This is a genomic window from Desulfothermus okinawensis JCM 13304 (assembly GCF_054654515.1).
This window is the reverse complement of the sequence record NZ_BAAIEW010000035.1, coordinates 18,667-31,211: the sequence shown is the minus strand read 5'-3', so window position 1 is coordinate 31,211 and position 12,545 is coordinate 18,667. Positions and strand designations below refer to the sequence as shown.

General features: G+C 37.7%; 11 protein-coding genes, 2 tRNA genes and 1 riboswitch. Of the genes, 8 read left to right on the top strand and 5 right to left on the bottom strand.

Annotation, left to right across the window (positions count from 1 at the left end):
* The coding region (locus tag ACYQ0O_RS12035; protein WP_459893395.1) for a DUF3387 domain-containing protein at positions 1 to 1,461 on the top strand (1,461 nt) is incomplete at its 5' end.
* 175 nt (positions 1,462 to 1,636) lie between these two features.
* Here ACYQ0O_RS12035 and ACYQ0O_RS12030 read toward each other — a convergent pair.
* The 3 genes from ACYQ0O_RS12030 to feoB all read right to left on the bottom strand — a co-directional run bounded on the left by ACYQ0O_RS12030 (position 1,637) and on the right by feoB (position 5,831).
* Positions 1,637 to 1,712, bottom strand: a tRNA-Asn gene (locus ACYQ0O_RS12030).
* Between the two features lie 98 nt (positions 1,713 to 1,810).
* Positions 1,811 to 3,181, bottom strand: coding sequence for a peptide-modifying radical SAM enzyme CbpB (gene cbpB / locus ACYQ0O_RS12025; protein WP_459893393.1), 1,371 nt, complete (start codon positions 3,179 to 3,181; stop codon positions 1,811 to 1,813).
* Positions 3,182 to 3,413: 232 nt separating this feature from the next.
* A riboswitch (cobalamin riboswitch) is annotated at positions 3,414 to 3,613 on the bottom strand.
* A 43-nt stretch (positions 3,614 to 3,656) separates the two neighbouring features.
* The gene (gene feoB, locus ACYQ0O_RS12020) at positions 3,657 to 5,831 is read right to left on the bottom strand and encodes a ferrous iron transport protein B (protein WP_459893391.1); all 2,175 of its coding nucleotides are present in this window, start codon (positions 5,829 to 5,831) and stop codon (positions 3,657 to 3,659) included.
* 323 nt (positions 5,832 to 6,154) lie between these two features.
* Here feoB and ACYQ0O_RS12015 point away from each other — a divergent pair, with 323 nt between their 5' ends.
* Positions 6,155 to 6,820 (top strand): 16S rRNA (guanine(527)-N(7))-methyltransferase RsmG, encoded by a 666-nt coding sequence (locus ACYQ0O_RS12015; protein ID WP_459893389.1) that lies wholly within the window; start codon positions 6,155 to 6,157, stop codon positions 6,818 to 6,820.
* On the opposite strand, the gene ACYQ0O_RS12010 is transcribed toward ACYQ0O_RS12015, so the two are convergent.
* Positions 6,784 to 7,002 carry a hypothetical protein gene (locus tag ACYQ0O_RS12010; RefSeq protein WP_459893387.1) on the bottom strand — a complete coding sequence of 73 codons (219 nt, stop codon included), beginning with the start codon at positions 7,000 to 7,002 and terminating at the stop codon, positions 6,784 to 6,786. The two genes, ACYQ0O_RS12015 and ACYQ0O_RS12010, sit on opposite strands and share 37 nt — an antisense overlap.
* Before the next feature lie 73 nt (positions 7,003 to 7,075).
* Here ACYQ0O_RS12010 and ACYQ0O_RS12005 point away from each other — a divergent pair.
* Positions 7,076 to 7,160: transfer RNA gene (locus ACYQ0O_RS12005), tRNA-Leu, on the top strand.
* 3 nt (positions 7,161 to 7,163) lie between these two features.
* Here the strand turns inward: ACYQ0O_RS12005 and ACYQ0O_RS12000 are convergent.
* Complete coding sequence (locus ACYQ0O_RS12000) at positions 7,164 to 8,129, bottom strand: hypothetical protein (RefSeq protein ID WP_459893385.1); 966 nt, start codon at positions 8,127 to 8,129, stop codon at positions 7,164 to 7,166.
* A gap of 189 nt (positions 8,130 to 8,318) precedes the next feature.
* Between ACYQ0O_RS12000 and dprA the strand changes: the two genes are divergently transcribed.
* The 5 genes from dprA to xerC are packed head-to-tail and all read left to right on the top strand — an operon-like array spanning position 8,319 to position 12,474.
* Positions 8,319 to 9,437 carry a DNA-processing protein DprA gene (gene dprA, locus ACYQ0O_RS11995; RefSeq protein ID WP_459893383.1) on the top strand — a complete coding sequence of 373 codons (1,119 nt, stop codon included), beginning with the start codon at positions 8,319 to 8,321 and terminating at the stop codon, positions 9,435 to 9,437.
* Between the two features lie 9 nt (positions 9,438 to 9,446).
* A complete protein-coding gene (locus tag ACYQ0O_RS11990) occupies positions 9,447 to 9,779 on the top strand; it encodes a hypothetical protein (RefSeq protein WP_459893381.1) in 333 nt (110 codons plus the stop codon).
* An 8-nt stretch (positions 9,780 to 9,787) separates the two neighbouring features.
* Positions 9,788 to 10,624, top strand: coding sequence for an HDOD domain-containing protein (locus ACYQ0O_RS11985; protein ID WP_459893379.1), 837 nt, complete (start codon positions 9,788 to 9,790; stop codon positions 10,622 to 10,624).
* 7 nt (positions 10,625 to 10,631) lie between these two features.
* On the top strand, positions 10,632 to 11,588 hold the full coding sequence (locus tag ACYQ0O_RS11980) for a diguanylate cyclase (RefSeq protein WP_459893377.1): 957 nt from the start codon (positions 10,632 to 10,634) through the stop codon (positions 11,586 to 11,588).
* Positions 11,569 to 12,474, top strand: coding sequence for a tyrosine recombinase XerC (xerC, locus tag ACYQ0O_RS11975; protein WP_459893375.1), 906 nt, complete (start codon positions 11,569 to 11,571; stop codon positions 12,472 to 12,474). Before ACYQ0O_RS11980 ends, xerC begins: the two co-directional genes overlap by 20 nt.
* The last annotated feature ends 71 nt before the right edge of the window (positions 12,475 to 12,545 follow it).

Below are 12,545 nucleotides of genomic sequence, written 5' to 3'. Positions count from 1 at the left end.
CATTTTGAAACTCGTCTTGAAGTTATGGATGGAAAAGGAATGATTGTTACTATGACAAGAAAAATTGCTGCTAGTCTTTATGATGAAATAATAAAACTTCGTCCAGAGTGGCATAGCGATGAGTTAAAAAAAGGAAAAATAAAGGTTGTGATGACAACATCATCTTCAGATGGACCTGAAATTTCAAAATTTTATTTAACAAAAGAACAGAGAAAAATCCTTGCAGATAGATTTAAGGACCCAGAAGACGAGCTAAAGCTTGTAATAGTTGTAGATATGTGGCTAACAGGTTTTGATGTGCCCTGTCTCCACACTATGTATATTGATAAGCCAATGAAAGGCCATACCTTAATGCAGGCAATAGCAAGGGTAAATAGAGTTTATAAGGATAAAACAGGTGGGCTTATAGTTGACTATATAGGTATAGCTTCAGATTTAAAAGAGGCTTTATCTTTTTATGCAGAAAGTGGTGGCAAAGGAGACCCTGCTAAACTACAGGAAGAAGCACTAAGGATAATGTTTGAAAAGTTAGAAGTCGTCAGGGATATGCTTTATGGTTTTGACTACAAAAGATATTTTAATGCAGATACTTCCCAAAAGCTCAATATCATACTTGAAGCAGAAGATTTTATCCTTGGGCTTGAAAATGGGAAAAAAAGATATGTTGATGCTGTTACTGCACTGTCAAAGGCCTTTGCAATAGCAGTGCCCCACCCTGAAGCCATGAAAGTAAAAGAGGAAGTAGCGTTTTTTCAAGCTGTAAAATCAAGGCTTATAAAATTTAACACAAAAAATGAAGGAACCATTGAAAATTATCAGACAGCAATAAAACAGATTATAGACAAAGCCATATCCTCAAATGGTGTTATTGACATATTTGATGCAGCAGGATTGAAAAAGCCTGATATTTCAATTTTATCTGATGAATTTTTAGAAGAGATAAAAGAGTTAAAACATAAGAATTTGGCAATTGAAACCTTAAAAAAACTTATTAATGATGAAATCAAAGGACGAATGAAAGTAAATTTTGTAAAAAGTAAATCCCTTATGCAATCCTTGGAAGATTTAATAAGAAAATATAACAATAAAATTTTAACAGCAGCTGAAGTTATAGATGAGCTTATAAAACTTGCAAAAGAGATAAAAGAAAGTGATAAAGAGCCAGAAGAAATGGGATTATCTGATTATGAGTATGCCTTTTATTGTGCAGTTGCTGATAATGAAAGCGCAAGAGAACTTATGGGAAAAGAGAAACTCAGAGAACTTGCTACTGTTTTATTTAATAAAGTAAAGAAAAACACAAGCATAGATTGGACAATAAGGGAAAGTGCAAGGGCAAAATTAAGGGTCATCATCAAAAGAACCTTAAGGCAATTTGGCTATCCTCCAGATATGCAGCAGCTTGCCACGGAAACTCTTTTAAAACAGGCAGAGCTTATAGCAAATGAGTTGGTCAATTAAGGCAGTTTAGATAGGAATGTACCCTTTGTTTCAACCCAAGCAATTAAAAATGGTGGTTTGCAAAGAAACTTCCCCCCAAAGTCTCCACCCCAATCTCGCAAAAGGTGACTAATTTCAAAACCAAAAAAGCCACCTAGAGACTCTCTCTAAGTGGCCTTAATTATTTTGCTTTTTCTGGCTCCCCGGGGCGGACTTGAACCGCCAACATGGTGATTAACAGTCACCCGCTCTGCCGCTTGAGCTACCGGGGATCAATGCAACGAGAGTTGATTATATTGATTTTCTTTTCCAAGTCAAGAACAAATTTTTTAGAAAAATTTGTAAATAGTGGTCCACAGCCTCATAATGTTTAAGCAAAATTATAAGTACATTCAGTTTCCTCTTCCCAGCCATCCCAGAGATAGGCGTTTTCCCTGCCAAGGGATATCACCTTAAAGGCATATCTAATAAGTCCTTCGTAGAAATTACAAAATGGTGCAACGGTGTTTAGATCTCCATTGAGCATATAGACCTCTGCTGGACAGGGAGCACCACAAAAATGTCTCACAGCACAGGATTTACATGGTTCTATCTTTTCAACCATTCTACTGGTCACCATCTTAATCTGGTCTCTTTTCAGGATATCAGATATGGAATCATCCTTTATGTTTCCCGCCTTAAACTCTGGTATGCCAATAAATTCACTACACGGGAAGATATCTCCATTGGCAGCCAGTGCAAAAAAACACCTTCCTCCACCACATGGAGATATATCACACATAAGTCTCCTACCAGTAGGTCCCAGGATTCCTGCAAGGATATTTGCGAAGTTGGCTACTACTACCTTTCTCCCTGAAGTTTCATAGAGCTCATAACTATAATCCAGTGCCTCTGTGATTTCCTTTAAAAACACCATGTCATCTGGTTTAGAGAGTCTTCCACCTTCCTGGGTACAACGAACGGGATTTAGCATGATCACTGGAACACTTAGATCAAAATAGAACTTAACCAGGTCCTTTAGCACTGACACATTGTATTTTGTAACAGTGGTAATCACATTGTATGCAGGATAATCTGATAGTTTTTCAATAACTTCAACTACCTTTTTAAACCCACCTTTTCCCGACCAACTCTTCCTTGTGGTATTGGCAAGCTCCTCCACTGGAGCGTCCAGGGATATACCAAGTCCAACCTGATTCTCCTTAATAAACCTAAGGTCCTCATCATTTAAAAGGGTCCCATTTGTCTGTATGCCAAAGAGAAAGTGGTCTTTGTATTTTGATATCCCCTCAAAAACAGCCTCTTTTGCCATCATTGGTTCAGCACCGTGGAATATCACCTGGGGTTTGGCCTCATCTCCAAGGACTTCTTTAAAAAAGGATAGGAGCTTTCCCAGATGGGAACAGACCTCTTCACCACTCATTGAAATGCCGTTTTTCCTCCTATCCCTGGGGAGATAGCAGTAGGTGCAGTCAAAATTACACCTATCTGTGGGGTTAAAGTAAACAGCAGATGGAGGCAGCTTGAACCTGAGATTCTCCATCTCCTCTTTGAACTCCTTCTCCTTTTTGAGGAAGTCCTCTGTAAGTCTCCCTCCAAGCACCTCTGGAAGCTCAGATGAATCTATAATTGCCCAGAATCCACTATCTCCTTCAACAACAGCAACCCTATCAGCTACCCCTATTTCCAGGACAGAAAATCTGGGACCATAACCGGTATTCACATATGTTGTTTTATTCATAAGCTACCACTTACCTATTTCTTGGCCTTTGGGGTCAAGAGGATATAGTGGGAAAGACCGGTATTTTTCCCTAGTTTTTTGCACCTGCGACGATAGGATATAACACTTTTCTTCATGGCTCATACCTCCTTTTTTTTGACCTTTTTTGCTGTGGACCACTATTTTTTGCCAAATAAAAAAGGGACCCAGGAAAACACATTTGTCTTCCCGGGTCCCTTTACCATCAGGACTCCGAAATATATATCCCCTAACAGGTCTTCTGGCTCTCGGATCATCAGTATGCCCCACGGCCTTCCCCCCAAGGTGGACCTTGAGAGTGACCGGACCAGGATAAACACCTGATCCCTAGGCAGGACAACCTCCCCGATTACAGCGGCGGGACCGCCACGGATTTTCACCGTGTTCCGAGATGTTAGGAGACATCTCTCATTTATTTTTTATCTGTCTAATAAAATTCCCAACAAAAGTCAATGGGCTAAAAAAACCTTATGCCTACTTGATAAATTAACACAGAGACCAAAAATGCAGTTATGGTATTAAAAGTCACGGAAAATACAGCCCATTTCCAATTTGATTCCTGGGCAATGGTAACAAGGGACACAAAACATGGAGCATAAATTAGGACAAAGACCATAAAACTTATGGCCTTGATATTATTCCAGTTTGGATCACTTGCTATCCTCTTTGATAAAGAAGAGGAGTTGTCCACATCAACTTCCCCTAAAGAATAAGCAGTTCCAAGGGTAGAAACAATTACCTCTTTGGCAGCAATACCCCCTAAAAGGGCAATATTACTCCTCCAGTCAAACCCGGCTATTTTTGTTACATTCTCCACCATTATACCCAATCTTCCTGCAAAGGAATTTATAAGTGATATCTTCTTCTTCTCTCCCTTTAATTTTTGTATTTGTTGTAAAATCTCATTTTTTTTCTCCTGGGTGATATCAGTTTTAGAGATCTCCATCTCTAAAATCTCCAGCTTCTTGTTAATGGGATCTATTAATTTTTTAGGAGGAGATGGAAAGCTCATACCTGCCCAAATTATAATAGAGATCAGTAAAATAACTGTTCCAGCCTTTCTCAAATATTGCCAGACCCTCTCCCATGTGTGGATAATAAGGCCCTTTAACGTTGGTAGCCTATAAGGTGGAAGTTCCATCACAAAGGGAGTGGATTCTCCTGGAATTACAGTGGTTCTAAATAACTTGGCTATAACAAGTGCCCATAGCCAGGAAAAAATGGTCAAAGCAAACATAATCTTGTCACCGCTTTTTGGGAAAAAAGCCCCAGCAAGGAGCAAAAAAACAGGGACCTTTGCTCCGCAGGAAAAAAATGGTGCCGTTAGAATAGTTGCTATCTTCTCCTTGGGTCCCCTGAGCGTCCTGGTGGCCATTATTCCTGGAACAGCACACCCTCCGGGAATTCCCCCGGAAATGATAAAGGGCATCACAGAATATCCGTGGAGACCAAATATCCTTAAAACCCTATCCAGCATATAGGCCATCCTGGCCATGTACCCACTGTCTTCTAAAAAGGCCAGTATGAAAAACATTATCATTATAAGAGGAACAAAGCTCATAACCCCACCAACACCATCTATGATCCCGGAAACAACAAGAGATTTAAAAAAACCCGGCGGAAGGTATTTGGATGCAACATTAGACAGTAGCCCAAAAAACTTCTCAATCAATGCAAGGGGATATTCCCCAAACAAAAAAGTCATCTTGAACATAAGATAGAGGACAAATACCATAATGAGTGGACCAATGAACCTATGGGTAAGCACCTTATCTATTTTATCAGATATATCCAATCTATCAGTATCAAAACGCCTTTTTATCACTCCTTTTAGTAAAGAGTTTATATATCCATACCTATAATCAGCGATTATGGCTTCTGGCACAGTGTTTAGGGTCTTCTCACAGTGTTTTGATACCTCTTTTGCAAGTGCTTTTAACCCACTAGACACACCTTTATCTTGCTTATCCCCCTTGCACAATATATCTTCATCCTCTTCCAAATACTTCAAAGCTATCCAGCGAGGAGGATATTTTTCAGTTAAAAAGTTACTTTCTCTTATAAGTTCTGACATTTTTTCAATTACAGGATCCAAATCTGGTCCATAAGAAATAGTAATAGGCACCCAATCCCTTTCATTAATGGAACATTCAACCACTTGTTCAATTAATTCATTTTTCCCTATCCCCTTTTTGGCCACCATGGGCACCACAGGACATTTCAAAAGGGAAGAAAGTCTGTCAATATCTATCTCCATACCCTTCTTTTTTACCTCATCCATCATATTTAAAGCCAGGATTAGTGGAACACCAAGTTCCATAAACTGTACAGCTAAATACATGTGTCTCTCTAAATTTGTGGCATCAATAACATCAACAACTAGAGAAGGTTTCTCATTTACAATAAAATTCCTGGCCACCAACTCTTCCTGGGAATAGGCAGTGAGAGAATAGGTTCCTGGAAGATCCACAATCCTCAGAGTCACTTCGCCATGTTTTACATATCCCTCCCTCTTCTCAACTGTAATACCTGGATAATTTCCAACATGCTGCCTAGCGCCAGTAAGTAAATTAAAAAGCGTGGTCTTACCAGAATTGGGGTTCCCAGCAAGGGCAATTGTAAATTCTTTCATATATCCTCCTAGTTCCTTTAATGGAGAAATTAGATAAACCTAACTTTGTTTGATAGTCAATAATTTTTTTAAGTATCTGCCTATTTCTTTAGCTCCGATTATTGATTGGGTTATGGATCAAGTGAATAGTGATTAGTTATTAGTCTTTAGTTATTAGTAGAAGGTAGAAGGGTGAAGGGTGTATGTGAAAGTGTGAGTGGGGGTGTATGTGTGAGTATAGGGAAGTTACAGACCACAGACACAGATCACATACACAGACACAGCATGGAATAAGCAGAAAACATTATTGTCTTGTTTAAGTACTTTCTTTAAAATAAAGACCCATGGACAAAAAGGCTCTTGAAAGATATATCTTAAAAAAAATAAATCATGAAGCAAATCTCAGTATAAATATCCATTCATACCATACAACAAAATTATGCACTTTTATATTTAATTTAAGCAAATGGGCAGAAAAAGCCAACATGGTTGGCACCAAGGAACCCAGACTAATCTTTGACGAGCTTATTTTAGATTCCATATACCTGGCAGATTTTTTTAACATAACCTCCCCATTTTCAAACCATTATAACCAGTTCAAGATGCTGGATATTGGGGCAGGAGCAGGTATACCTGGCATTCCTTTCAGGATTCTGTATGAAAATGGAGATTATCTCATGGTGGAACCTAGAAAAAAAAGGGGAGTTTTCATAAATTTAATGATAAATTTCCTACAAATAAAGAATACAGGACTTTTTTTGGGAAACATTGAAGAACTGAGAGAAAAGGACTTTGATCTTTGTCTCTCAAGGGCATTTTGTCCCTGGGACAAATTTTTAAAATTATCTAAAAAGTATGTAAAGGATAATGGTTATGTGTTAATTTTTTCTAACCATCCCTGGCATAAAGACAACTTGCAGGGCTTTCGTTTCATAAAGGAGTATTCATATATATTATCTTCAAACAAAAGCCGTTATTTTTGGCTATTTTCAAAAAAGGCCCCAAGTTGAGTGTTTTTAAATATAATTTTGGTGGCTGCTTCATCTGCAACCTCCCCAAGGTCCATGAGCTTTTCCAAAAAATCCAGGATCTCATACCTCCTTTCTTCAGTAGAATACTCAAAGTCCTGGGCCAAGTTTCCAGAACGGATATACTCAATTAGTTCATCAATATATTTTTCATTTAAAATCATCCAACAACCCCTTTCAATTAAAAATCTACACTTGACACCTAACAACTATTTAAATATAAATCATCCATCTCACGCCGGGGTGGCGGAATTGGAAGACGCACGGGACTCAAAATCCCGCGGGCCTCGCGCCCGTGAGGGTTCGACTCCCTCCCCCGGCACTCCTAAAAAAATTTCCCCGATACTATATTGTATCCCAATTCAAAAATAGACCCCATGACAAAGAGTATGTTCATAAGTACCCCCCAAAAGGGGCTTAATACCATGATTTCTTTAAGCCTTATTGGATGTTCACTTTTGATCAATTTGTGATTTAAAGTAAAGACTATTAGTACCACTAACAATTCTACCCCCAAAATCCCCCAAACTATAAGTGGCACCTTACTAAAACTTCCAAACACCATTAAGGCCTTACTAATTGAAAATATTAAATAAATAATTATAGCATACCACCATCTAGCACATGCAGGAATAGTGAACTTATAATAATCCCTTCCAAAATCATCTCTATTTCTTCTGAGCATTAAATAAAATGTGGAATATAGAGATGCAGTACCAATGGATAAAAACAAATAAGCCCAGAACATTAAAACAGGAAATAGTTCTTTAGGAAACAGAATCTCTTTCATTTGTATATCTAAAAAGGAGATGTTTTCATGAAAATAGTAAAACTTCAAATTTATTGCCCCATATATCCCAAGCCATAATATTATGTTTACACACGCTAAAATTACAGTAAAAAAATTACGATTTTTCTTTAAAACATCCTTTAATAAAAAAACAATGAGAAACAAAACAACAGATCCAAATAAAAGAGCAAGGTCCAGTTGCAAAATAGAACTTTTGAAAAATAATTCTTTTAGTTGTCCCCACTCCATTTTTAAACTAAAGAGGTGCACCATAAAGCAACCATATGCTACGTCCAATATTATGTACACCCAAAATGCGAAAAAACCCATTCTCAGCATTTGGAGAGAGAGTTTTTCATAAAATTTAACTTTTTTAATTATTCCCAATAACATGGAAAAAAAAGAAATCAAAATACCCCCGCAAAAAATTCCAAAAACAAATGTCAATATACCGCCAGGAATTGCTAAGCCCAAAAACTTATACAAAAGTTCACCACCCATTAAAATCCTCCTTAAATAACTGACTAATGCAAAGTTAATGTTGCAATGGTGTTTGACTTCTTATACATTAAAAAGACCTCTAGGGGTCTAAAAAAAGCAGCATAAGTGAAGAAACATTAAACATTAAAAGGGCAAACATCAAGTCTTTAGGCCATAGCTTTAAATTTTTTAACAGTCTTGGAGCCATAGATGGAGAATGGGGAACTTTACTCATCACTGATATTGAAACATACTCCAGGAATTGGAGCCAGGACATGGAAAAAGCTGATCAAAATATATAAATCTGCCCAAAATGCTGTTAAAAATTCAAACACATGGGTATCCACTGGAATTAGCCCTAAAGTTGTCACAGCCTTAAAAGAAAAAAGATGGGAGAAGGGACTATCAAGGGAACTGGAACTAATTGAGAAATCAAAATCCAGATACATACTCCTTGCTGAACCTAAATATCCCAAACAGCTCTTTGAGATACCTAATCCACCTATTATCATCTACTATGCTGGCGATTTGTCCCTTTTAAAAAATCCTTCTGTGGCCATAGTTGGAGCGAGGGAAATAGATGGCCTTAGCAGGAAGCTCACCCTTTCAATTGCAACTGAACTGTCTAAAAATGGAATCACTGTTGTTTCTGGGCTGGCAGTAGGGGTTGATGCCATTGCCCACAGAGGAGGGTTAAGGGGAGTGGGATCAACAATCGCTGTTCTAGGTACAGGCCTAGATATAAACTACCCTGCATCCAATATATATCTAAAAGAAGAGATCAAAAAATCAGGGCTAGTCTTATCTGAATTTCCATGGTCAACAAAACCCACAGCAGAAAACTTTCCAATAAGAAATAGAATAATCAGTGGGTTAAGTCTGGGAGTCCTTGTTATTCAGGCTGCCAAAAGGAGTGGTAGTTTAATCACTGCCTCATATGCAGTGGAACAAAATCGGTTGGTATTTTCTATCCCTGGTCCCATAGATAATCCCCTGTTTGCTGGAAACAACGAACTCCTAAGAAACGGCGCAATACTGGTTCGCAATGCAGAAGATATCCTATCTGAAATCAAATATCAAATTAACCCATTACAAACTCCCAAATCCAAAAATCATCATAATTTCACACATACCTCAAAAAGTGAACCTTCAAACCACCTTACCAAAAGAATACTGGATTTTCTTGGGAAAAAAGGTGAGGCTGGAATTGATGAGATGTGTGACAACCTGGATATTCATCCATCAGAGATCACATCCCAGCTAATCCAGCTTGAAATAGCAGGAGAGGTAAAAAGGGATATAACAAATAAATATTACATTCCAAAATAAGGATCAAAGATGCAAAAAATTCCTCTGGATAAGGCAAAAACAGGAATGGTATTGGCCAAACCTGTATTAAAAGAAAACGGGATGGTTTTAATTGCCCAGGGCACGGAGCTCACAGAAAACCACTTTTCCATCTTAAAAAAACAGGGTATAAAATTTATTGTGGTCAAGGGAACTCCCCTGGACCTTGGAGAAGGGGCTTATGGATTTTCAATAAAAAAAAGACTAGATAGGCTTGATTATATCTTCAGAAAACATAAAAATAACAAATGGATGCAAAAGGTAAAAGAATTTTTCAACATTTATTTCACGTATCAATTAAAGAAAAACAAGACCGAAGATTAGGATAGTACATGGAGGATCTAAGGACTGAAAGAAAAGGAAAAATACTGGCAGTTAAGGATTTACCCACCCTGCCACCAGTTCTAGAAGAAATTACAAGAATGATAGAAGATGAACACTCCACACCTAAACAAATTGCTGAGGTCATTGCCAAGGATCAGGTGCTTTCTGCCAAGGTATTAAAAATGGTAAATTCACCAGTCTATGGATTTCCAAGGAGGATCAATACCATACAGCACGCACTGGTACTCCTTGGATTTAATGTGATCAGGGGAATAATAATTTCAACCTCAGTATTTGATGTTATGACCCAGGCCATGGTTGGGCTCTGGGAACACAGTCTGGGATGTGCTACAATCTCAAAAATTATTGCTGAAGAGCTTCAACTAAAAGACCCTGAAGAGTTCGCCGTTGCAGGACTATTGCACGATATAGGCAAAGTGGTAATTGCAGTTCAGCTCCCTGAAGAAAAGGAAGAAATAAATAGAATGGTAGAGGAAGAGGATATTTCATATTTTAATGCTGAAAAAAAAGTACTGGGATTTTCCCATGACAGGGTAAATGCGTGGCTTGCAGAGCACTGGAACCTACCACTTACCACAAAAGAAGCACTTACCTACCACCACAGTCCCAGATTTGCCCAGTTTCATCCAGATTTCGCAAATGTGGTGCACATTGCAGACTTTATCACCAAGGTATTAGAGATTGGAAATAGTGGAGACGACCAGGTAGGAATACTATATAAAAAAGGGTTTATAGATATTGGTCTTAGTTTTAAAAAACTCGCAAAAATAATGGATAAGGTATTAGAGGATATAATAGAAGTATTAACCTTTATTCCCAAATAGGATAATTATGCTAAACAACAACCAGGAATTCTTTCTAATATCCCCAGATGAAACAATTAACGCTGTGTTTCATGACCTTTTAAAGGGAAAAGGCAAGCTTGTTCTATTTAAAAAAGGAAAGACCGCAATAGATAGGATACTCCAAACCCCCCCAGCAATGATAATACTGGATATAAAGATACAAGACATCCCTTATCTGGACATGATAAAATTAATAAAAGGTGAGAATGTATACCTTCAAATCCCCTTGATACTATGCCTTGATAAGGATATTCCCAAAGAAATCGAGAAAATACCAGTACTTGACTTGGATATTGATGATTTTTTACTTCGGCCAATTAATACCAAAGAAGCCAGGATTAGGTTAGAGCTAACCATATCCAAGGCATCTAAATTTCTGGATGCAAATCCTCTCACCAAACTACCTGGAAACACCACAATTATACAAAAAATTCAAAGCCTCATTGATGCAAAAAGAGATTTTGCCCTGGGATATGTGGACCTTGACTTTTTTAAATCATATAACGACAAATATGGATTCTCAAGGGGTGATGAGGTACTTATGATGACGGCCAGGATTCTGGTAAATACTGTTAAGGAAGAGTGTGGAGCTGAAGGATTTGTTGGACATATTGGGGGTGACGATTATGTGTTCATTGTTCCTGTAAACAAAGCAGAAAATGTGTGTAAAAAAATAATACAAAATTTTGATTCAATAATCCCATATTTCTATGACCCAACGGACAAGGAAAGGGGTTATATTGTATCAAAAAACCGACAGGGTAAGATAGAAAAATTTCCATTAATGGCAATATCCATAGGTGTTGTATTTAATCTCAATGGAAAATTAAAACACTATGGTGAAGCATCTCAAATTGCAGTGAATTTAAAAAAAATCGCCAAAAAATCTCAGAAAAGTACATATATAATGGACAGAAGGGGAAATGAATACTTATCTCGCTAATTATCTATCCTATTTAAAAGGTCAAAGGGGATTTTCTCCTGCAACCTTCAGGGCATATGAGACAGATCTAATATCCTTTGAACAATATTTAAAAGACAATTACTCTATAACATTCGATGAAGTGGAAAAAATTTCAAAAAAACACATAACTTCATTTTTAAAAAACCTCCATCTTCAAGGTCAAAAAAAGACTACAGTATCCAGGAAATTATCCTCTCTTAGGGGCTTTTTTAGATTTCTAGAAAAAAAAGGAGTTATCAAGAAAAATCCAATTATTGGTATAAACAACCCAAAGACATCTCAGCACCACCCAAAGGTATTAAACATAGATCAAATAACAAAATTATTGGATAAAATCCAGGACAATTCTCCAAAAGGGCTGAGGAACAGGGCACTGTTGGAACTTTTATATGGATCGGGACTGCGGATAAGTGAAGCACTGTCTCTAGATATAGACCACATAGATCTCAGCCAAGGGGTGTTGAAAGTACTTGGTAAAGGAAACAAAGAAAGGATTGTTCCCATAACTTCTAAGTGTAGGGAAATCATATTAAGATATTTAGAGCAAAGGAAGGCCTTTAACCCCAAGCAGGGAACAAAGGCGCTTTTTTTAGGTGTTAGGGGAAAAAGACTAAATAGAAGAGAGGCCTTAAGAATAGTTGAGAGGGCTTGCAAACAGGCCTCCCTGCCAGTTTTTATATCCCCACATACCTTGAGGCATTCCTTTGCAACGCACATGCTTGAATCTGGAGCAGATCTAAGGGTGGTTCAACAATTACTTGGCCACTCAAGGCTATCAACCACCCAGAGATACACGCATCTCACCATGGGAAAGATTGCGCACATATATGACAATGCCCATCCAAAGGCCAAAAATAAGGAATGAGACTTTTTTAAACCAGCAACTTGAAAATTGCAAAAACGCAATATGTAGGATAAACTTTTTAGTGAAAAATA